Here is a 20,744-nt window from a genome sequence, read left to right on the forward strand (position 1 = left end):
AATGCCGGGTATATCAAAAAAGAAAATCCTTTCCTATGTGGTGAATCTGGCGATCGTTCTCCTTTTGTACGTTGTGATTTCCACCCTGATCAGCCGGAGAATCATCAACAGTTATTATTCGGATATTATCAATATGATGCTCATCAACATCATCCTTGCCGTAAGCCTGAACCTTGTAACCGGTTTGCTCGGGCAGCTTGTTTTGGGACACGCGGGCTTCATGCTGGTGGGCGCTTATGCGGCCGCGCTGTTTACCCTGAACGTAAAGCTTCCGCTTACGGTTTCGTTCCCGATCGCCCTGATCATCGGCGGTCTGGCCGCTGCGCTGTCCGGTTTGATTATCGGCGTTCCGGCGCTGCGGCTCAGGGGCGACTACCTTGCCATTATTACGCTGGGCTTCGGGGAAATTATCCGCGTGATCGCGAACAACCTGACCATTACAAACGGCGCGAAAGGCCTTTACGGGATTGAGTCCCTGAATTCGCGCCATAATCTCACGGGTATGTTTACCTACATTTTCTTTATCGCGGTCTTTGTTATCTTCCTGAATTTTACGTTCGGAACCTCCCGCCACGGGCGCGCCGTTATTGCCATCCGCGAGGATGAAATTGCGGCGGAGGCTTCCGGTATCAATACAACTTACTATAAGCTGCTCGCCTTTATCCTGGCGGCGTTTATCGCCGGTGTCGCGGGCGGACTTTACGCGCACCAGATCGGCCTGATCGACCCGTCGAAATTCGACTTCAACCGGTCGACGGAAATCCTCGTTATGGTTGTTCTGGGCGGTATGGGCTCCATTACCGGCTCCATTATTTCGGCGGGGGTCCTCACCATTCTGCCGGAGGCATTGCGCGGATTTTCGAATTACCGCATGCTTCTGTATTCGATCGTGTTAATCTGCGTCATGCTGTTCCGCCCGACGGGGCTTTTGGGGCGCAGCGAGTTCTCCCTGATGGGAACCATTGAAAAGATCCGGAACGCTGTGGGCGGCAAGAAGAAAAAGACCGCCGCGAAAAAGGAGGGTTAACCGATGTCTGTGCTTGAAACAAAAAATTTGGGCATTGCTTTTGGAGGCCTCCAGGCGCTTCAGGATGTGCACTTTTCCATTGAAGAGGGCGAGATTGTCGGCCTGATCGGGCCGAACGGAGCGGGCAAAACAACCGTTTTCAACCTGCTGACCGATGTTTACATTCCGACGGAGGGCGTCATTGAACTGGACGGCAAGAATATCGTCGGAAAAAAGACCTATCAGATTACACAGAACGGCATCGCCCGTACCTTCCAGAATATCCGTTTGTTCAAGGATATCTCCGTGATTGATAATGTAAAAATCGCCATGAATTATCAGATGAAGTATTCCACTTTATCAGGAATTTTCCGCCTTCCTTCCTACTGGAAGGAGGAAAAGGCGGTTACAGATCGTGCGCACGAGCTTCTGAAGGTCTTTCGTCTGGATGAACATGCGGATGATCTGGCGAAAAACCTTCCCTACGGGCAGCAGCGCAAGCTGGAAATTGCCCGCGCACTTGCGGCCAATCCGAGGGTTCTGCTCCTTGATGAACCGGCTGCCGGGATGAATCCCACGGAAACCCGGGAACTGATGGAGACCATTTCACTGATCCGTGACAAATTCAAGGTCGCGATCCTGCTTATCGAGCACGATATGAACTTTGTGATGGGGATATGCGAGCATATCGTCGTTTTGGATTACGGCAGGATTATTGCGGAAGGAAGCGCCGAAGAAGTGCGCAACAATCCGAAAGTAATCGCCGCGTATCTTGGGGGTGAGTAAAATGGGAGTAATGCTGTCTGTTAAGAATCTGGATGTATACTACGGTTCCATCCATGCGATTAAAAATATATCCTTCGAAGTGCAGGAAGGCGAAATCGTAACCCTGATCGGGGCAAACGGCGCCGGAAAAACAACAACGCTTCATTCCATTTCCGGTTTGGTGAAACCGAAAAGCGGGGAGATTACCTTCTGCGGCAGCAACCTGATGGCAATCGAGCCGCATAAAATTATACGGCTCGGCCTTGCGCAGGTACCAGAGGGAAGAAGAATTTTTGCGAAGATGACGGTGCAGGAAAATCTGGAAATGGGCGCCTATATTCGGAACGACGGGGGCACGATTGAAAAAGACTATGAAAGAATTTTTGAGCGCCTTCCGCGTCTGAAAGAGCGCCGCAGACAGATTGCCGGAACGCTCAGCGGCGGCGAACAGCAAATGCTGGCGATCGGCCGCGCGCTGATGTGCAACCCGAAAATGCTGCTTCTGGACGAACCGTCCATGGGCCTTTCTCCGCTTCTTGTGGGTGAAATTTTCGAGATTATTCAGGATGTTAACAAAACCGGCATGACGGTGCTTCTCGTCGAACAGAACGCCAAGAAAGCACTGGAGATCGCCAACCACGCCTACGTTCTGGAAACCGGCTCCATTGCCATGGAAGGCGAAGCGGACGAACTTGCCAACAACGAGAAGGTACGCAAAGCCTATCTCGGCGGATAAAAGGGATGCCCAAAGAGGCGGAAGCACAGCTTCCGCCTCTTTGGGTTTGTGAGAATGAATACGCCCGGCTGCTTTTTATTTTACGGTCGTCAGGGTTGTGGTCGGATAATACCAGGCCAGAATCTGCTGGTAAGTGGAGCCCTGCGAGGCCATGTAATTCGCACCGACCTGGCTCATGCCTACGCCGTGCCCGTATCCTTTTACAAGGAACGTAAAGGTTCCCTTTGCGTAGGATAAGGAAAAGTTCGACGAGCGCAGGGCAAATGCGCTGCGGATATCGCCGCCGGTTATGTTTGTGCCGCCGATCTGTATGCTTTTGACCGTTCCGGAAGCGGTTCGCTGGATGGTTCCCACCCAGGCGGACGGGTCTCCGGACAGGTTCGCTTTCGGAGCGGTTTTCAGCACGGCTGTTTTAAACTGCTCCGTACTGAAAGCCGCCGATGTTTGGTAGCCGCTTGCAAACATGTCCCCGGGGCTTGCCACTGCAACAAGGTATTTTCGTTTTCCGCCCCAGATATCTTCTGAAGTTTCCGTGTTGCCGGAAGAAATCGCGTAGTAGGTAGCGTCGGCCAGTTCGCCGTCGCTTTTTAAAACCTTTCCGTAGATGGCGTTCACCACCGGGGTAAGTTTATTGTAATAGGTATCGAACTGATCGCCCCAGCGCTGTTTCATCTGCTCTTTGGTCACAAAGATCTGCCACCCCTGTGTGTCCGCGGAAAAGTCCGCCCCTTTCAGGGAGGCGGTCGGGCTGCTTCTTTGCTGTTCCCGCAGGCGGCTGTAGAAGGTATAGGCGGCCACGCCCTGCGCCTTCAGCGCTTCCGGTTCGAAGTCCGGCGACATTTCGGTCACGATCGCGCCGTACAGGAAACTGCGGTCGTCCGTGGTAATCACCGTGTTGCTTCTGGTATCCAGTATCTTAAACCCGGAAACGGAGCTTGCTGCGCCCGGCGCGGCGCTTTGCTGCGGCTTTGTTTGGGATACGGTACTTGCTTCCTTCTTTAACTTGTCTGCCTTGTCCGGTATTTTTGCCCCAATGGATAGGAATGGGACGATAAACATAATCAAAAACAGAAGAAGTCCGAGGAATACTTTCCCTTTCATTTCAATCCACCGTTTCTCCGTGCTGCACAGTATTTGATTGATAGGCGTCCAGAATTTGCACGGAAAATATCGGCAGCCTGTTCCATGCTTCCAGCGGGGAAGCGCTTCGAAAACGGGATCTTTTTGCAGGCTGGTAGCTTTCAACCTGTTCACTTCCTTAATATGAATATCGCGGTATTACATTTTACATTTACATCGCCTGAAATATTCATTATTTTTGAAATATATTTCCGGTATGTAGAAAAACAGTGAAAAAATGAAATTATGAATAGTATTTATTGCAAATTTAGGGATTTTGTAACTATGTGTTTACTTGACTTTCGAAATGCGGTGATATATATTATAGGATAACAGCATAAAAAAGAATGTGACGCTGTCGGTTCTTCCACACGGAACAGGGCGGTCTTTTTTTTAAATATTGTGTGGAGAAATGGTGTGCTATATGGCAGAAATTGTTCTTGAACAAGACAATCCGGGGCTTAAAAGTTTGTGCGACGAATTCCGGGCCAACAATAAGATACCGCCGGAAAAATTTGAACTGTACCAGGTGAAGCGCGGCCTCCGCAATCCGGACGGCACGGGCGTTATGGCCGGCCTTACCATGATTTGTAATGTACACGGTTACTTAATCGCGGACGGCGAGCGGATTCCGGATGAAGGAAAACTTACATACCGCGGTATCGACGTGAACGATATTGTCAATGGATGTATGGCGGAAAACCGCTTCGGCTATGAGGAAGTTGCGTGGCTTTTGCTGTTCGGCGAGCTGCCGACCAGGGAACAGCTTCAGACGTTCAGCCGGACGCTCAACAGTTACCGCGAGCTTCCGGAGTACTTCGCCGAGGATATGATCATCAAAGCGCCGTCGAAAAATATCATGAACAAGCTGGCGCGTTCCGTTCTGGCGCTTTACTCCTACGATGAGAACCCGGACGACACATCGCTTGAAAATAATATGCGCCAGGCAATTCAGTTAATTGCCCGGCTTCCAACGATTATGACGTATGCCTATCAGGTGAAAAGGCGTCACTTTGACAAAAAGAGTATGTATTTCCATCCGATTGACCCGAAGCATTCTACGGCGCAGTCCATCCTGAATGCGATCCGGCCGGACCGGAATTTTACCGATGAAGAAGCCAAACTGCTTGATCTTTGCCTGATTCTTCACGCGGAGCACGGCGGCGGCAACAACTCCACCTTTACGGCGCGCGTCCTGTCTTCAACCGGTACGGACACGTATTCCGCGATTGCGGCGGCGATCGGTTCCCTGAAAGGCCCGCGCCACGGCGGAGCCAACCACAGGGTCATGATGATGATGAACGACATCATGGAAAATGTACACAACTGGGAAGACGAAACCGAGCTTTCGGGCTATCTGGATAAAATCGTCCGCGGAGAGGCCGCCGATCATTCCGGCCTGATTTACGGGATGGGACATGCGGTTTATACGCTTTCCGACCCGAGAGCCGTTATTCTGAAGAGCAAGGCCCGCAAGCTGGCGGAAGAGAAGGATATGCTGAAGAAATTCGAACTGTTCGAGCGGGTGGAAAAGCTGTCTCCCGATGCGTTCGCTAAGGTTAAGGGCGAGCGGAAGGTCATTTCCGCCAACGTAGATTTCTATTCCGGCCTTGTATACGAAATGCTGGGGATTCCAAGCGACCTGTATACGCCGCTCTTTGCGATTTCCCGTATTGCGGGCTGGTGCGCCCATCGCATGGAGGAAATGGAAACCTGCGGCAGAATCATGCGCCCCGCGTACCGTTCCCTGTCCAAAAGCAGACCTTACCTACCCCTTGAAGAACGTAACAGAGAGTGATTTTGGAAGGAAGATAGAATGAAAATTAAAAATGCATGGATTGTCTTTGCTGTTACATTGCTGATTACCCTTCCGCTCCGATTGTATCAGCTCTATTTTCTCAGTGAGAAGGATACCGGTTTTTACACGGACGGCATCCGGACGACCGTCATTATTTCCTCTGTGCTTGCGGTTGGGGCCGCCCTGATGATCATGATGTCCGCGATGGACCGCAGGGGCCGCGCGGCTTACAGCCCGGTTCGCAGTGTTCCGGCGGCGGTTTTCGGAATTCTGACCGGTCTCGGCGTGATTCTGGAATGTGTCGCAAGCCTTTTCGGAATCGAAAGCCTTCAAAGCCAGATTACCTATGCGGTCTTAACAATTCTTGGAATCTTTGCGGGGATTGTACTGATTCTTTCCGGTTCCAACTTCGCCGCAGGGAAAAATACTTTTGAACAGCAGCCGCTTCTCGCGCTGGTACCGTCCATATGGGGCTGCGCGTGCCTTGTCGCCCTGTTTATCAGCTTTGTGGCCGTAGTAAATGTGGCGGAGAATATTTACGATACCTTTACGGTGATTCTTATTTTGCTGTTTCTGTTCCATCAGGCGAAGCTGCTTGCGCGCATAGATGATGAAAAAAGTGGAAAAATGATTTATATGTTCGGCCTGCCGGCGGCGCTCATGGCTTTGTTAACCGGGATATCCGGTTTTGCCCAGCAGTTTATGGGCGTGACCCGCTCGGGTTTGTTCCCCGCAGGCTTTTACCCGGTCAATATTCTCTTCGCGCTGTATATTCTTTCCTTCCTCGCGGCGGATTCCAAAAGCTTCGCTGTACGGGTGTCGGTCGATATCCATGAATTTGTGAAGGAGGATAAACCGGCTGAAAAGGGTGAGGAAGAGCAGAACGCCGTCCCTTGCCAGGAAAACTGCCTGGCGTATCTTGCAAAGGCTTACGACAGCGACATCCGCTTTTTTGATCATACAATCAGTCCTTTTATGGAGAGAATTGAAAAAAGCTAGTTAAATTTATGTCAAATCACTTGTAAAATGGCGTAGAATGCTATAAAATAGGTAAAGAAACATTAAATTTCAGGAGGTATTTGTTTTATGTCTATCAAAGTTGGCATTAACGGTTTTGGCCGTATCGGCCGCCTGGTATTCCGTGCAGCAGTCGCCCAGCCGGAAGCATTTGAAATTGTTGGTATTAACGATCCGTTTGTTGATGTAGATTACATGGTCTACATGGTAAAATACGATACCATGCATGGTCATTTCGAGGGCGACATCAAGGCTGAGGACGGCAAACTGGTCGTTAACGGCAAGAAGATCAACGTCTATGCGGAAAAGGATCCTTCCCAGATTCCGTGGGGCAAGATCGACGCTGAGTATGTTGTTGAATCCACCGGTGTGTTCTGCACAACCGAGAAGGCTTCCGCTCATATCGCTGCCGGTGCTAAGAAAGTTGTTATTTCCGCTCCTGCAAAAGATAAGGAAACCCCGACTTTCGTATGCGGTGTTAACCTCGACACTTACAACAAAGACATGAAGGTTGTTTCCAATGCTTCCTGCACAACAAACTGCCTTGCTCCTCTGACCAAGGTTATCAACGACAAGTTCGGCATTGTTGAAGGCCTTATGACTACCGTTCACTCCACAACCGCTACCCAGAAGACGGTTGACGGACCTTCCATGAAAGACTGGAGAGGCGGCCGTGCAGCAGCCGGAAACATCATTCCTTCCTCCACCGGCGCCGCCAAAGCCTGCGCACTTGTTATCCCTGAAGTCAAGGGCAAACTGACCGGTATGTCCATGCGTGTTCCTACTCTGGATGTTTCCGTTGTCGACCTGACGGTAAGCCTTGCAAAGCCGACCACCTACGAAGAGATCTGCGCGGCTGTTAAGAAAGCTTCCGAAGGCGAAATGAAGGGTATCCTCGGTTACACCGAAGACGCAGTTGTTTCCTCTGACTTCCTCGGCGATCCCCGCACCTCTATCTTTGATAAAGATGCCGGTATCATGCTGAACGATCATTTCGTAAAGCTTGTTTCCTGGTACGACAATGAGTGGGGTTACAGCAACAAGGTTCTTGAGCTCATTAAGCACATGAACAAAGTTGACCACGAATAAGTATAAAGCCTCAAGCCCCCGCGGTTTTACCGCGGGGGCTTTTTTGCCGGCAAAACCACCGGCGGTGCGGCGGGACCGGAAAAGCTTTTGCTTATTCCGCGCTTGCTGCATCTTAAACCTTATGCAGGGGAAAAGGGAGAAGACGATTCCGAAAACGAAGGAAATGCGGCCTTTTATGGGGTTCAGAAAGGATACTGCCCCATTTGGTACCGCTGAAGAGTTGTGAATTTGTCAGAGCGTATTTATTACACTTTCCCGGTACCGCAAAAAACGACACAAAGAGAATGGTATACTGAGAACAGGTTCTTTTGTTACTGTATGGAAAGGGATCGTTTTTATAACAAAGTAACTAAAAATATGGAATATACATAAGAAATATTACAAATAAATTACCAAAGTATTGCTATTTTACAGATTTGTGATATGATAAATTTAAGACCTATGGGAACGATTAAAACCAGGGGAGTTGTTAGACATGCAAATGACAGTTGCATCCGATGACGGGAATCTGCCGCTTTATTTGTTCCACCAGGGAACGAACATAAAAGCATATGAATTTATGGGTACACATAAGACTATAGTGGATGGAAAGGAATGCATGGTTTGCCGCGTTTGGGCGCCGAATGCGGAAGCGGTTTCCGTTGTGGGCGATTTCAACGAATGGAAGCCCGGCGTTTATGAAATGGAAAAAATCAGCGACGGTGTCTGGGAATGCACCCTTCCGTTTGTAATGAAGCAGTATGAAACGTATAAATTCTGTGTGGAAAGCGCGGATGGAAAACAAACCTTCAAGGGCGACCCTTATGCTTATCATTTTGAGACCCGTCCGGGCAATGCTTCCAAATACTACGACCTCGATGGCTACAACTGGAACGACGGCGCATGGATGAAACATAAGGCTGCAAAAAAGCACTATAGCCAGCCGATGAATATTTACGAAATGCATATGGGTTCCTGGCGCAGGTATTCGGACGGAAACACCTTTTCCTACGATAAGCTGGCCGATGAGCTGGTACCTTATCTGAAAGAGATGGGTTATACGCACATTGAGCTAATGCCGATTACCGAATATCCTTACGACGGTTCCTGGGGCTATCAGGTAACCGGATATTTTGCCCCGACCTCCCGTTACGGCGAACCGAAGGAATTCATGAGTTTTGTGGATAAACTCCACAGGGCGGGAATCGGCGTTATAATGGACTGGGTTCCGGCGCATTTTCCAAAGGATGAATCCGGACTTGCCCGTTTCGACGGTACGCCCTGCTACGAATATTCCGACCCGCGAAAAGGCGAGCATAAGGAATGGGGCACGCTGGTTTTCGATTATGGCCGCAACGAGGTGATCAGTTTCCTGATTTCCAGCGCCGTATTCTGGCTGGAAAAATATCATATCGACGGGATTCGTGTTGACGCGGTTGCTTCCATGCTTTACCTTGATTACAGCCGCAAGGACGGCGAATGGGTTCCGAACAAAAACGGCGGGAAAGAAAATCTGGAAGCGGTTGCTTTCCTGCAAAAGCTGAATGAATCCGTATTTGAGCTGTTCCCGGATGTCATGATGATCGCGGAAGAGTCGACCTCGTGGCCGATGGTTTCGAAACCGACTTACTGCGGCGGGCTGGGCTTCAATTATAAATGGAACATGGGCTGGATGAACGATATGCTTCATTATATGTCGCTTGATCCGATCTACCGTAAATTCAACCATGACAATGTTACCTTTTCCTTCTTCTACGCATTTTCTGAAAATTTCATTTTACCGATTTCCCATGACGAAGTCGTATACGGGAAATGCTCGCTGATAAATAAAATGCCGGGGGATGAAGACCGGAAATATGCGGGCGTTCGCGCCTTCATGTGTTATATGATGGCGCATCCCGGGAAAAAGCTGATTTTTATGGGCACCGAATTCGGGCAGCGGGAGGAATGGAATTACCAGAAAGAACTGGACTGGGGCCTTTTAAATGAGCCGAAGCATCAGCAGCTTCATCATTTCTTCCAATCTCTGAACCATTTTTATCTGAATACCGCCCCTTTGTGGGAAGTTGATTTTACATGGGAGGGATTTTCCTGGATTTCCAATGATGATTACACCCAAAGCGTAATCGCCTTCCGCCGGATTGACAAAAACGGCGGGGAGATTATCGCCGTTTGTAATTTCCTCCCCGTTCAGCGCGAACACTATGCCATTGGGGTGCCGTTTGAAGGAACGTACGCGGAAATTTTTTCTTCGGACAGTTCCGAATTCGGAGGCGGCGGGATTACCAACGGAGACAGTATTCATACGAATAAAAAAGCGATGCACGGCTTTGAGCAGTCGGTTGAATTAACCTTGCCGCCGCTGTCCGTTCTCTTTTTGAAATGCAAAAGACGTAAAGTAAAAAAGGTTAAGACCGCCGCGCTCGCAGCGGAATCTGAAAAGAAAACACCCAAAAAAGTACGATAATCAATAGGGAGGGTATTAAAATGTTGCCAAAACAAGAGGTAGTTGCCATGCTGCTGGCGGGAGGTCAGGGAAGCCGTCTGGGCGTTCTGACCAAGAACCTGGCAAAACCGGCGGTACCTTACGGAGGGAAATATCGTATTATTGATTTCCCGCTTTCCAACTGCGTAAATTCCGGAATTGAAACGGTAGGTGTGCTCACACAATACCAGCCGCTTGTTCTGAATGAATATATCGGAAGCGGCCAGCCGTGGGATCTGGACAGTATGAACGCGGGAGTCCGCGTTCTGCCGCCTTATCAGCGCAGCCGCAAGTCGGATTGGTATAAAGGGACGGCGAACGCAATTTATCAGAATATCCAGTATATCGACCGGTATAATCCGGAATATGTCGTCGTACTTTCCGGCGACCATATTTACAAGATGGACTATTCCAAAATGATTGCCTACCATAAGGAAAAGGAAGCCGACTGCACCATTGCGGTGTTTGAGGTTCCGCTGGACGAAGCTTCCCGCTTCGGCATCCTGAACACCCATCCGGACGGCTCCATCTATCAGTTTGACGAGAAGCCGAAGGTTCCGAAAAGCAATCAGGCTTCCATGGGCATTTATGTGTTTACGTGGAGCAAGCTTCGCAAGTATCTGGAAATGGACGAGGCAAACCCGAAATCCTCCAACGATTTCGGGAAAGATGTTCTGCCCGCCATGCTGAAAGCGGGCGAGCACATGTTTGCCTATCGCTTTGAGGGTTACTGGAAGGATGTCGGAACCATCGACAGCCTCTGGGAATCCAATATGGATTTACTGAATCCGAATGTTCCTTTGGATTTGAACGAGGGCGACTGGAAGATTTACTCCCGCAACCCGGTTATGCCGCCGCACTACATAGCAAGCGGCGCCAAGGTGCAGAACTCGCTTGTTGCCGAGGGCTGCAATGTTTACGGAGAAATCGAGTTTGCCGTGTTGTTTGCCGGTGTTACCATTGCACCGGGCGCCGTGGTGAAGGATTCCATCATTATGCCGGGCTCCCGTGTAGAGGAGGGCGCGGTGGTGCAGTATGCCATCGTATCCGAAAACACGGTGATCGGAAAGGGAGCCGTTGTCGGCGCCCGTCCGGAGGACATTTCAAATAAAGACGAGTGGGGCGTTACCGTCATCGGAGACGGCTGCAATATCGCCCCCGGCGCAGTCATTCCGCCGAAAGCAATGATTGACGCTGAAACACTGGCAGAGGAGGCGTCAAAATAATGCGCGGAAATAATGTACTGGGACTGATTTTTTCAAATGTTCACGAGGAGAGAATCCGGGAGCTGACCGATAAACGCACGATGGGTTCGGTTCCTTTCGGCGGAAGGTATCGCCTGATCGATTTTCCGCTTTCCAATATGGTGAATTCCGGCATCAATAAGGTCGGCGTCATTACCAAGAGCAACTACCAGTCTCTGATGGACCACCTCGGTTCCGGAAAAGCGTGGGATTTGTCCCGCAAAAGGGAGGGCCTTTTCATTCTTCCGCCCTTCACGGGGGAATGCACGGTTTTTAACAGCCGGATTGAATCGTTGGCTTCGATCAACACCTTTCTGGCGAATTCCCGGGAAGAGTTTGTACTGCTGACCGACTCCGACGTCGTATGCAACATTGAGTTTACCGATGTGGTGTCCTTCCATATGAAGCATAACGCGGATATCACCATTATCTACAGAAAAGGGAAACTGCCGGAAAAAATTTGCGACCCGACGGTTTACACGATCGACGCGGACGACCGCGTGCAGGATATGCTGATCAATCCGCGCACGGAAGGTGTTTGCCATTACGGCCTGAGCATGCTTCTGATTAAGCGCGACCTTCTGATGAAAATGATCGCGGACTGCGTCAGCCGGAATTTGTACAATTTTAAACGGGATTTCCTGCAACGGAACATCGCCTCTTATAAAATCTATGCCTATGAATTTAAGGGCTATACGCAGTCGATCTGCTCGATGAATTCCTACTTCGAAGCGAATATGGCGCTGATGCAGCCGGCCGTCCGATCGGAACTGTTTAACGCCAACCGGCCGATCTTTACCAAGGTGCGCGACGACATGCCCGCACGCTATGGCCTTGGTTCCGGCGTAAACAATTCGCTGATAGCCGACGGATGCGTTATCGAAGGTTCTGTTGAAAACTGCGTCCTTTTCCGCGGCGTCCGTGTAGGAAAGGGCACAAAGCTGGAAAACTGCGTGGTAATGCAGGATACGACGATCGGGCCGGACTGCCGTCTCAATTATGTGATCATTGATAAAGACGCTGTTATTAAAAACGACCGCTCTCTTTTCGGTTTCCATTCCTATCCGGTTTTTATCAGTAAGGGAAGCGTCGTCTGACATTCCCGAGCGAAAAATTTCAGTTGAGGAGGCTTATCCATGAAAGTTTTATATTGCACCAGTGAGGCGAGGCCCTTTGCTGCGACGGGGGGATTGGCCGACGTGGCAGGTTCGCTGCCGCAGGCTCTTCGCCTTCGCCTGATCGGCTGCCGTGTGGTCATGCCGCTGTATGAAGATATACCGCAGGAACTGCGCGACAATATGAAGTTTATCACCAGCCTGTCGGTTCCGGTTGCCTGGCGGCGCCAGTACTGCGGCGTGTTCGAAGCAAAAGCGGGCGGTGTGATTTACTACCTGATCGACAACCAGTATTATTTTAAGCGCCATGGGCTTTACGGCCATTACGACGACGCGGAGCGCTTCGCGTTTTTGTCCCGCGCGGCCCTTGAAATGCTTCCTTATATTGATTTCAGACCCGATGTCATCCACAGCAACGACTGGCAGACCGCGCTGGTTCCGATCTATTTCAGTATCTTTTATGCAAATAACGACTGGTATAAGGGCATAAAAACCGTCCAGACCATACACAATATTCAATATCAGGGCAAGTACGGGAAGGAACTGGTTGAGGACGTTCTCGGCATCCCCCAGTCGGAGCTGTCGGTTCTGGAATACGACGGGTGCATTAATCTGCTCAAGGGCGCGATCGAATGCGCGAACCGCGTAACAACGGTCAGCCCGACATATGCGAAGGAAATCCTTGATCCGTGGTTCTCGCATGATCTGGATGGAATCCTGCGCGAGCGTACGTGGAAGCTTTCCGGCATTTTGAACGGGATTGACGTCGTCGATTATGACCCCGCGAATGACACCGATCTTTATGCTCCCTTTACCGCCGAGGATCGCTCCGGCAAGGCAGTGAATAAAATGGAACTGCAAAAGCGCCTGAGCCTCAATGAGGAGCCGGATACGCCGCTGATCGGGATGGTTACAAGAATGGTGCCCCACAAAGGGCTTGACCTTGTAAAGGACGTTCTGGATCAACTGATGACGGAAAACAATATGCAATTTGTGGTTTTGGGTTCCGGCGACTGGGAATACGAGAATTTCTTTAAGGAAATGCAGAGCAAATATCCCGGCAGGCTCTGCGCCTGTTTTGGCTTTGTTCCGGAACTTTCCCGTAAAATCTACGCCGCTTCGGATATCTTCCTGATGCCCAGCAAGAGCGAGCCCTGCGGGCTGGCTCAGATGATTGCGCTGCGTTACGGCGCGATTCCGGTGGTGCGCGAAACCGGCGGGCTGAAGGATTCCATACAAGACAGCGGCGACGGGCAGGGCAACGGCTTTACCTTCCACAACTACGATCCCGGCGACATGGTTTACGCCGTGAGCCGCGCGCTCGAGGGCTATCAAAACCGGGAAGGCTGGGATATTCTGGTGGAACGGGCGATGAAATGCGATTTCAGCTGGGGACGCTCGGCGAACGAATACATCCGCCTGTACCGCGAACTGATGAAGGAAAACAAATCCTGACAATGGCGATAAAAAAGGGAAGACTCAGGGGGGACCATCATTTGAACAGCACACAAGAAGAAAAGAAAATCCTGCTCGAAATGAAGCAGGCAAAGCGGTATCCGATCGTACGTCTGGAGCTGCACAATTCGGAAGACGCGGAACTCGTTTCCGTCGCGCTGAACTATGTGCGGATTACGGACGCGCAGGATTCCATGGAAACGGTCAAGGAACGCGGCGCGGCGCTGCAAAGCCTGATGGAAAAAGGGCTTGTATTCATTGACTACACCGTTCGCGTCTGGGTTTCGGGGGATTACGACGTCTACTATAAAAGCAAAATTTACGAGCTGCTGTGCCATACCGTTATGGAAAGCGCCAAGCGGCCGGAGGCGATCTTTAACCTTCCGTATATGCGGAAAGGTTACGCAAACCTTACGGCAAAGGGCGAAAAAATCGCGGCTCATATGGAAGTCAAAACCTCCGGCTAAGCCGGAGGCATGATAAAGCCCTAGAAGGGCATATTACAAACAATACCCCTAAAGGGGCTCCGAAGAGGTCTGCCAACTGTATTGCTTTTTCGGGCAACCCCTAAAGGGGTATTTATTATGCTTTGGTTTCCTTGCTACCCGTAAACGGGTCAATGTATTCCTTGAGACTCATTTGATCTGCTATTTGATCTTCTTCTAATTGTCTTTTTATGTACTCCTGTATCTGCTTTTTATTCCGTCCTACTGTATCAACATATGAGCCAAACGTATTAGGAAAACTGCAAAAACCCTTATTCTATGCGGGATAAGGGAATACCAAAATAAAATATGAGCTATCACATTACACAGGATACCGNTACTGTATCAACATATGAGCCAAACGTATTAGGAAAACTGCAAAAACCCTTATTCTATGCGGGATAAGGGAATACCAAAATAAAATATGAGCTATCACATTACACAGGATACCGCCTAATTGGACAAGATAGGCGGTATTTTTGTATCTGGATAGCGGAACTTCGGGTCAACTTGGCCCGAAGTGGAAAGGGGGGATTACAAATCCCTGTGGGGCTTGACCTAAAAAATCAAGCCCCTTTTTCATGCCATAAAACAGACAAGGAGGAAAAACGCATGGCAAAAAATGAGCCAAACAAACCGGACGAAGTAAAAACCGCCCCGGCACAGGAAGCCGCAGCAGAAGAAAAAAGCACTCCCAAACCCATGCCGGAGATTGGCGGCAAAGCTCCTGCCCCGGAAAAGACTGCCGAAGAAACAGCGGCACTTCCCCATGAGGACGGAGCCGCCCTGCATGAATCTGATAAGGACAGGCCGAAAGTACCTACCCCCATTGACATTCCCGCCCCCGGTGATGTGGTGGTTTCCTTTGACAAAATCAATGAGATTGTTTCCGGGAAACAGGCGGCGGTAAAGGAAGCGGAGCAGACCGCCCCCGAAAAAAAGGACATGGAAAAATCAGCACACACCGAAAAAAAGGCAGAGCCAGAGAAACCCGGTATGGATAAGGGAAAGGAAAACGAGCCGAAAACGGCTAACAGCAAGCCCAAATCTCGCTCACAAAAAACCACTGAAAAAGCGGACAAAAAGCCTACTCGCCCTGCCAAACAGGAAAAAGCCCCAAAGGCTGTAAAACCGGAAAAGCCGGATAAACCGAAACAAGCCGCAGAAATTGGCGGCGGGGCTTCTGATTCCCCGCAAGCTACGGAACAGGCACAGCAGGAAACGCCGTCCCCTGCCCCGGAACTGCCGTCCGAACCGAGGGAAGCACCCCGCCCCGGCGAACAGGAACAGATTGTTTATCTCAATCTTTCCGAGCTTTTCGCTTTCAAAGATCACCCGTTTCAGGTTCGTAATGATGAAGAAATGGCGGCTATGGTGGAAAGCGTTAAGGACAAGGGCGTTACCCAGCCTGCCATTGTGCGCCCCCGTGAAGATGGCGGCTATGAAATCGTATCAGGCCACCGCCGCCAGAAGGCCAGCGAATTAGCCGGATTTGCGGATATGCCTTGTATTATCCGCAACATGACGGACGAACAGGCCATCACGCAGATGGTAGAGGACAACACCAACCAGCGTGAAAATATCCTGCCCAGTGAACGGGCCAAAGCCCTGCAAATGCAGTTGGAAGCCATCAAGCGGCAGGGCGCGCGAACCGGCAACGGGCAACGCTCCAATGAGGTTGTAGCAGAGCGCAACAAAATGACGGTCAAGCAGGTTCAGCGGTATATTAAGCTCAATGAGTTGGTTCCCGACCTTATAAAAATGGTGGACGAAAAGAAAATCGCGTTCACTCCCGCCGTGGAGCTTGCGTTCATCAAGCCCAAAAATCAGCGGTATATCGCTATCGCCATTGAGGGCCAGCAGTCGGCTCCCTCACTCTCACAGGCACAGCGTATGCGTGACCTTGACCAAAAGAAGTTGTTAAACCCCGATGTGATTGACGGAATCATGTTAGAAGAAAAAAAGGAGGCAGACAAAGTGATTATTTCAAGTCAGGAATTAAGCCAGTATTACGGCAAGGAGAAAACACCTCGCGAAATGAAGGATACCATTATGAAACTGCTGGAGGAAAACAAGGCGAAGCTGAAAGAGGTTTCGGCTCCTCAAAAGAAAGCCGAACAGGAAAAATAAGCACTTCGGGTCAAATTGGCCCGAAGTCGGTATATGCGGGGCTTTGCCCCGTGCCCCAAAGCTCTAAGGATAAATATATTCCCCGTCGCCGCTTATTGGGTAGCATAGCCGGGAAAATCGGTCAAGAGCTTGCCGCCGTAGGCGGTGCTTCGCACTCTTGACGGATTTCTCCCGGTTATGCTTTAAGGCAGTCAAGCGACGGGGATATATATTCCTTTGAGCTGCTCCCTTTCCAAGCGTGGAAAGGGCGGGGGGATAGGTTGACACATTCAGCGCAACAAGAACGGAGGTGCTTAAATCATGAAACGACCTTTAGCATACATTACTGCCGCGTGGTGCGGCAATCACGATACGGATACCAAACAGGCGGCGCAGTATTGCCGGGCAGTCTATGAAGCCGGGTTTTCCCCGGTTTGCCCGACCCTGTATCTTCCGCTTTTTCTCAATGACGCAATCCCGGAGGAACATAAAAGCGGCATTGATATGAGCCGGGATCTCCTGCGCCGCGCCCATGTACTTGTCGTATGCGGAAGCGATATTGACGAGGACGTGAAAAACGACATTGCCGTTGCCGGGCGGCTGAACATCACGGCAACCACGCTGGACGGGATTCTGACCGTGAAAACACAGGGGCAGGAAAAAGACCATGCTTGAAGCCTTTGTTACCAATCTTGGACGGTATAACGAGGGATATTTGGACGGGGAGCCTTTAAAGCTCCCTGCCACCACCGAGGAAGTGCAGGCTCTTTTGAAGCGTATCCATGTGGACGGTGTGCGGTATGAGGAAATTTTCATTACTAATTATGAAACCGACATTCCCGGTCTGCGTGACTGCTTAGGAGAATATGAAAGCATTGATGAGTTGAACTTCTTGGCTTCCCTGCTGGACGATATGGAGGAATGGGAGTTAGAAAAGTTTTCTGCCGCCGTGGACTTCGGGGAGTACAACAGTGTACCCGCCCTAATTAACCTTACGCAAAATCTGGATTGTTTTGAGTTTTACGCCGGGGTTGAGAATGAGGAAGATTTAGGCCGCTACTATGTTGAGGAAATGTGTACGCTGGAAATCCCGGAGCATTTGGAAAACAATATTGATTATGAAGCCTATGGGCGGGATATGAACTTGGACGACGACGGGCGTTTTACCGATGGCGGCTATGTGGTACGGACAGGCGACAGCTTCACTGAGTATTACAGCGGCAGGGACGATTTACCGGAGGAATACCGAATTTTTGCTTATCCCGAACCGGAAAAATCCATCAAGAAAACGCTGGAAAGCTACGGGAAGATGATAAACGAAACCGTCACCGCCGCCCGTGAGCGCCCCCACCCCGCCAATGCGGAACGATACGCTACCGCACGGAAACCGACACATGGACGGACGAAAACGGCGAAACCCATACCGACACCTACGAGGTTCCCTACGATTACTATATCCTCAATGTGTCTTTGAAAAATAAGTCATTGGGAGCCGTGGCCCTTGCCAATCTCGACCCGGAGCAGACGGAACGCTACCTTATCTACCAAAAGACCAAAGGCAACCGCCCTTATCTCTTTGAGGGCAATATCTACGTTCACCCTGGCGAATACACCGATTACGACATACCGCCGGAAGCTCTGGCCGACCCGGAATTTGCCGCCCTGATTGCCGAAGCGGAAAAATATTTAGGCTATCCCTATGTTTGGGGCGGTGCTTCTCCCTCCACTTCCTTTGACTGTTCGGGCTTTGTGTGCTATGTGCTGGATCAGTCCGGCGTATATCCCATGAGCCGGACAACCGCGCAGGGCATTTTTAACCAGTGTGCGAAGATCCCGCGCTCCGAAGCAAAACCCGGCGACATTATCTTTTTTACGGGAACCTACGACAGTTCCGGGCCTGTGTCGCACGTTGGAATCTATGTAGGCGGGAATATGATGCTACATTGTGCCAGCGGCGGCGTTCAGTACGCCCGTATGGACACCAATTACTGGACGGAACATTTTTATGCAATGGGCCGGTTATAGGCCCGTTTTGAAAGGAGTGGTTTTTTGAACGCGAAAATTGAGCGTGTAAGCAAGGACATACAGAAAACAAAGGAAAAAATCAATGAGTTTCAAACGAAGCTGCGGGAGCTGGAAAAGCAGAAAACCGAGCTTGAAAATCTGGAAATCGTGGACGCGGTGCGTGGTATGGATATTTCCCTGACCGACCTTGCCGACCTGCTGAAAGCGGCAAAGGCAGGCGGCGCCACTTCGGGCCAACTTGGCCCGAAGTCCACAGTACATGACGAATCGAAAAAGGAGGAAATCGAAGAATGAGAAAATTTCGCATGATGGCGGCGCTGTGCGCCGTTTTTTTAATGACCTTTTCCTTTAGCACCATGGCCTACGCCAGCGGCGGTGAGGAGACCCCGGAAGTAACGGAAGCCCCTGCTACTTCTGAAACAACCAGTGCCCCCAATCCCTTTACCCCTGCCGGAACGGGAACGGTAGTCAATACCGCCACGGACGAGGACGGCAAGCAATTTTATACCATTACCACCCCGGACGAAAATGTATTTTATCTTGTGATTGACCTTCAGCGCGAACAGGATAACGTATATTTCCTGAACGCCGTGACGGAAAAAGACCTGCTGGCTCTTGCGGAGAAGTCCGAGGATACAGAGGAAAATGAAACCGCCGTTGTGTCCACTCCCGAACCGGAAAGCAATTCTGAAACGGATATAAGCTCTGAAACTTCTTCCGAAACCTCTACGGAGCCGGAGCAAAAAAGCGATACCCAAATGCTCTTACTGGTGCTGGCGGTTGTAGTTATTGGCGGCGGGGCCGGATATTACTTCAAGATTTATCGCCCGAAGCAGGAACAGGCCGCTTTGGCAGAGGACGAATTTGACGAATACGAAGCCGACCCCTATGACGAACAGGAGGACGATACCCCGCCGTGGGAAGTAGACGGGGAGGAGTCTGATACCGGGGAGGACGAGGACGCATGAATTTCACAAACAGCCCCTATGAAAAAATGATGAAAGAAAGGCCCCGCCCCTGCCGCCCGGCTCCGGCGCGCAAGCCGCCGAAAGGCTCCCCCTGCCGGGATTGCAGTTATTGGAACGGCTCTGTTTGTGTGGGCGTTTGCTACCGGAATTTGATTTTGCCGCAAAGGGAGGGAACTTCGGGCCAACTTGGCCCGAAGTCAGACCTATGAGTGCCGATTCCCGCGAACTGACCCGCCGGGAACGTGCCGCAATCCGCAAGCTGGTAACAGGTATGTGCGCCAACTATGACCCGGAATACGGCTGTCTGCCCCTTGATTACGGCGGCTGTTACATGCTGGATAAATGCTGGACGGGCGCATACTGCAAGTATTTTCAAAAGGCCGTGCTTCCGCTTGATCCGGTACTGGAAGCCAATTTAGCAGGAACCCCCGCCGTGCTTTCCCGTAAGACCTGCCCGGTCTGCGGTGCGGCCTATCTTCCTGTCACCAGTCAGACCTATTGTTCCGAAGCCTGCCGCCGGAAAGGAAAACGCGAAGCAGACCGCCGCCGCCAACAGCGGCACAGGCGCAAAAACAAGGGGTAAGGTGTCACGAAGTTTGCTTGAAAAAAACTTGATTTCCGGGGCTTTCCGGCCCCGGTTTCAAGGAAAAGGTATCTATGCTTCATACCCCCGCTTTTTGAGGGTAACAGCGTGACATTTCTATGTATGAGAACGGAGGGAAAAATGAGCGATAACGTAAAAGGATATGAAATCAAACGGGCCATTGCCTTTGAGAATGAAAGAGGTTTTGCTCTTGGGGAAAATCCGCAGGCGGTACAGCCCTTTGCCACATGGCAGTTTACCGAGGACGCAAGCGGCAGGCGCGACTATTATTGGGGACACTATACCACCAGTAAAGCCGCCGCTACAAGGGACTATGAGAACCGTGTTTCGGAATATCGGCATGATTACGGCGTATCCGAAAAATCGGCTTACCGATATTATTCTACTCAACGGCCCGTGGATATTGGCACGTTCCCTAAAACGGAGAACGGCCCATTATATCTTGTGAATTTTGATAAGCGGGAAAGTGTGGAACAAGGCCGCTTTCTGGCATGGGGCTATCTTGTATATGACGCGCCCCTGACGGAAAAGCAGATGGCGGACTATGAGCTTCGGGCGGCTCCCGGCAATCCCGACAGAAAAGCCCCCATGCGGGAACCGGGAGAAAGTAAATCCATTGCCGCCCGGCTAGCAGAGGGGGCAAAACAAGCGGCACGGGACAACGCCGCCCGTCCTGCTCCCGAAAAAGGCACAGAGAAAGACAGGTAATCACTTCGGGCCAACTTGGCCCGAAGTTACAAAAAAG

General features: G+C 50.7%; 20 protein-coding genes and 2 pseudogenes. 20 read left to right on the forward strand and 2 right to left on the reverse strand.

All coding sequences use genetic code 11. The features are described 5' to 3' along the window. Nucleotide 1: 1 nt before the first annotated feature. Genes OUY18_RS12255 through OUY18_RS12265 form a run of 3 tightly spaced genes read left to right on the forward strand, consistent with a single transcriptional unit; the run spans nt 2 to nt 2,507 of the window. On the forward strand, nt 2–1,027 hold the full coding sequence (locus tag OUY18_RS12255) for a branched-chain amino acid ABC transporter permease (protein WP_268059081.1): 1,026 nt from the start codon (nt 2–4) through the stop codon (nt 1,025–1,027). A 3-nt stretch (nt 1,028–1,030) separates the two neighbouring features. Continuing rightward, nucleotides 1,031–1,792: an ABC transporter ATP-binding protein gene (locus tag OUY18_RS12260; RefSeq protein ID WP_268059082.1), complete on the forward strand. Its 762-nt coding sequence runs from the start codon at nt 1,031–1,033 to the stop codon at nt 1,790–1,792. 1 nt (nt 1,793) lies between these two features. Then, entirely contained in the window at nt 1,794–2,507 is a 714-nt protein-coding gene (locus OUY18_RS12265) for an ABC transporter ATP-binding protein (protein WP_268059083.1), read from the forward strand. A 75-nt stretch (nt 2,508–2,582) separates the two neighbouring features. On the opposite strand, the gene spoIID is transcribed toward OUY18_RS12265, so the two are convergent. Beyond that, a complete protein-coding gene (spoIID, locus tag OUY18_RS12270) occupies nt 2,583–3,752 on the reverse strand; it encodes a stage II sporulation protein D (protein ID WP_268059084.1) in 1,170 nt (389 codons plus the stop codon). A gap of 298 nt (nt 3,753–4,050) precedes the next feature. On the opposite strand from spoIID, the gene OUY18_RS12275 reads away from it, so the two are divergent. From OUY18_RS12275 to OUY18_RS12310, 8 genes are all read left to right on the forward strand, one after another. After that, complete coding sequence (locus OUY18_RS12275; RefSeq protein ID WP_268059085.1) at nt 4,051–5,424, forward strand: citrate/2-methylcitrate synthase; 1,374 nt, start codon at nt 4,051–4,053, stop codon at nt 5,422–5,424. Nucleotides 5,425–5,442: 18 nt separating this feature from the next. Then, nucleotides 5,443–6,423, forward strand: coding sequence for a hypothetical protein (locus tag OUY18_RS12280; RefSeq protein ID WP_268059086.1), 981 nt, complete (start codon nt 5,443–5,445; stop codon nt 6,421–6,423). 87 nt (nt 6,424–6,510) lie between these two features. Continuing rightward, nucleotides 6,511–7,530, forward strand: coding sequence for a type I glyceraldehyde-3-phosphate dehydrogenase (gene gap / locus OUY18_RS12285; protein ID WP_268059087.1), 1,020 nt, complete (start codon nt 6,511–6,513; stop codon nt 7,528–7,530). A 475-nt stretch (nt 7,531–8,005) separates the two neighbouring features. Next, the gene (gene glgB / locus OUY18_RS12290; RefSeq protein ID WP_419196144.1) at nt 8,006–9,976 is read left to right on the forward strand and encodes a 1,4-alpha-glucan branching protein GlgB; all 1,971 of its coding nucleotides are present in this window, start codon (nt 8,006–8,008) and stop codon (nt 9,974–9,976) included. 20 nt (nt 9,977–9,996) lie between these two features. After that, nucleotides 9,997–11,220, forward strand: a complete 1,224-nt coding sequence (locus OUY18_RS12295; RefSeq protein ID WP_268059088.1) for a glucose-1-phosphate adenylyltransferase — start codon at nt 9,997–9,999, stop codon at nt 11,218–11,220. Then, nucleotides 11,220–12,335, forward strand: coding sequence for a glucose-1-phosphate adenylyltransferase subunit GlgD (gene glgD / locus OUY18_RS12300; RefSeq protein WP_268059089.1), 1,116 nt, complete (start codon nt 11,220–11,222; stop codon nt 12,333–12,335). Before OUY18_RS12295 ends, glgD begins: the two co-directional genes overlap by 1 nt. 39 nt (nt 12,336–12,374) lie before the next feature. Further along, nucleotides 12,375–13,808 carry a glycogen synthase GlgA gene (gene glgA, locus OUY18_RS12305; RefSeq protein WP_268059090.1) on the forward strand — a complete coding sequence of 478 codons (1,434 nt, stop codon included), beginning with the start codon at nt 12,375–12,377 and terminating at the stop codon, nt 13,806–13,808. Nucleotides 13,809–13,849: 41 nt separating this feature from the next. After that, the gene (locus OUY18_RS12310; RefSeq protein ID WP_268059091.1) at nt 13,850–14,275 is read left to right on the forward strand and encodes a hypothetical protein; all 426 of its coding nucleotides are present in this window, start codon (nt 13,850–13,852) and stop codon (nt 14,273–14,275) included. Nucleotides 14,276–14,390: 115 nt separating this feature from the next. On the opposite strand, the pseudogene OUY18_RS12315 reads toward OUY18_RS12310, so the two are convergent. After that, a pseudogene (locus OUY18_RS12315) lies at nt 14,391–14,537 on the reverse strand (IS200/IS605 family transposase); the annotation flags it as partial. Between the two features lie 368 nt (nt 14,538–14,905). Between OUY18_RS12315 and OUY18_RS12320 the strand changes: the two are divergent. From OUY18_RS12320 to OUY18_RS12360, 9 genes and pseudogenes are all read left to right on the forward strand, one after another. Then, entirely contained in the window at nt 14,906–16,423 is a 1,518-nt protein-coding gene (locus OUY18_RS12320; RefSeq protein ID WP_268059092.1) for a ParB/RepB/Spo0J family partition protein, read from the forward strand. Nucleotides 16,424–16,723: 300 nt separating this feature from the next. Next, nucleotides 16,724–17,077, forward strand: a complete 354-nt coding sequence (locus OUY18_RS12325; protein WP_011988863.1) for a hypothetical protein — start codon at nt 16,724–16,726, stop codon at nt 17,075–17,077. Then, the gene (locus OUY18_RS12330; RefSeq protein ID WP_268059093.1) at nt 17,070–17,876 is read left to right on the forward strand and encodes an antirestriction protein ArdA; all 807 of its coding nucleotides are present in this window, start codon (nt 17,070–17,072) and stop codon (nt 17,874–17,876) included. The genes OUY18_RS12325 and OUY18_RS12330 overlap by 8 nt, the downstream gene beginning before the upstream one ends. Beyond that, nucleotides 17,771–18,427 (forward strand): annotated as a pseudogene (locus OUY18_RS12335) (C40 family peptidase); the annotation flags it as partial. The gene OUY18_RS12330 and the pseudogene OUY18_RS12335, both read left to right, overlap by 106 nt. 24 nt (nt 18,428–18,451) lie before the next feature. After that, a complete protein-coding gene (locus tag OUY18_RS12340) occupies nt 18,452–18,721 on the forward strand; it encodes a DUF4315 family protein (RefSeq protein ID WP_009064758.1) in 270 nt (89 codons plus the stop codon). Continuing rightward, nucleotides 18,718–19,395, forward strand: a complete 678-nt coding sequence (locus OUY18_RS12345; RefSeq protein WP_011988854.1) for a DUF4366 domain-containing protein — start codon at nt 18,718–18,720, stop codon at nt 19,393–19,395. The genes OUY18_RS12340 and OUY18_RS12345 overlap by 4 nt, the downstream gene beginning before the upstream one ends. Next, nucleotides 19,392–19,604 carry a hypothetical protein gene (locus tag OUY18_RS12350; protein ID WP_041700748.1) on the forward strand — a complete coding sequence of 71 codons (213 nt, stop codon included), beginning with the start codon at nt 19,392–19,394 and terminating at the stop codon, nt 19,602–19,604. The genes OUY18_RS12345 and OUY18_RS12350 overlap by 4 nt, the downstream gene beginning before the upstream one ends. After that, nucleotides 19,601–19,978 (forward strand): cysteine-rich VLP domain-containing protein, encoded by a 378-nt coding sequence (locus OUY18_RS12355; protein WP_041700746.1) that lies wholly within the window; start codon nt 19,601–19,603, stop codon nt 19,976–19,978. Before OUY18_RS12350 ends, OUY18_RS12355 begins: the two co-directional genes overlap by 4 nt. Before the next feature lie 141 nt (nt 19,979–20,119). Further along, a complete protein-coding gene (locus OUY18_RS12360; protein ID WP_011988852.1) occupies nt 20,120–20,707 on the forward strand; it encodes a hypothetical protein in 588 nt (195 codons plus the stop codon). Nucleotides 20,708–20,744: the final 37 nt, after the last annotated feature.

Source organism: Caproiciproducens galactitolivorans (genome assembly GCF_026672255.1).
Lineage (GTDB): Bacteria > Bacillota > Clostridia > Oscillospirales > Acutalibacteraceae > Caproiciproducens > Caproiciproducens galactitolivorans_A.

Coding starts and splice junctions, on each gene's coding strand:
- glgA (WP_268059090.1), top strand. CDS start 12,375: ATGAAAGTTTTATATTGCACCAGTGAGGCGAGGCCCTTTGCTGCGACG.
- OUY18_RS12265 (WP_268059083.1), top strand. CDS start 1,794: ATGGGAGTAATGCTGTCTGTTAAGAATCTGGATGTATACTACGGTTCC.
- OUY18_RS12325 (WP_011988863.1), top strand. CDS start 16,724: ATGAAACGACCTTTAGCATACATTACTGCCGCGTGGTGCGGCAATCAC.
- OUY18_RS12360 (WP_011988852.1), top strand. CDS start 20,120: ATGAGCGATAACGTAAAAGGATATGAAATCAAACGGGCCATTGCCTTT.
- OUY18_RS12330 (WP_268059093.1), top strand. CDS start 17,070: ATGCTTGAAGCCTTTGTTACCAATCTTGGACGGTATAACGAGGGATAT.
- OUY18_RS12260 (WP_268059082.1), top strand. CDS start 1,031: ATGTCTGTGCTTGAAACAAAAAATTTGGGCATTGCTTTTGGAGGCCTC.
- OUY18_RS12280 (WP_268059086.1), top strand. CDS start 5,443: ATGAAAATTAAAAATGCATGGATTGTCTTTGCTGTTACATTGCTGATT.
- OUY18_RS12320 (WP_268059092.1), top strand. CDS start 14,906: ATGGCAAAAAATGAGCCAAACAAACCGGACGAAGTAAAAACCGCCCCG.
- OUY18_RS12255 (WP_268059081.1), top strand. CDS start 2: ATGCCGGGTATATCAAAAAAGAAAATCCTTTCCTATGTGGTGAATCTG.
- glgD (WP_268059089.1), top strand. CDS start 11,220: ATGCGCGGAAATAATGTACTGGGACTGATTTTTTCAAATGTTCACGAG.
- OUY18_RS12350 (WP_041700748.1), top strand. CDS start 19,392: ATGAATTTCACAAACAGCCCCTATGAAAAAATGATGAAAGAAAGGCCC.
- OUY18_RS12355 (WP_041700746.1), top strand. CDS start 19,601: ATGAGTGCCGATTCCCGCGAACTGACCCGCCGGGAACGTGCCGCAATC.
- glgB (WP_419196144.1), top strand. CDS start 8,006: ATGCAAATGACAGTTGCATCCGATGACGGGAATCTGCCGCTTTATTTG.
- OUY18_RS12345 (WP_011988854.1), top strand. CDS start 18,718: ATGAGAAAATTTCGCATGATGGCGGCGCTGTGCGCCGTTTTTTTAATG.
- OUY18_RS12295 (WP_268059088.1), top strand. CDS start 9,997: ATGTTGCCAAAACAAGAGGTAGTTGCCATGCTGCTGGCGGGAGGTCAG.
- OUY18_RS12275 (WP_268059085.1), top strand. CDS start 4,051: ATGGCAGAAATTGTTCTTGAACAAGACAATCCGGGGCTTAAAAGTTTG.
- gap (WP_268059087.1), top strand. CDS start 6,511: ATGTCTATCAAAGTTGGCATTAACGGTTTTGGCCGTATCGGCCGCCTG.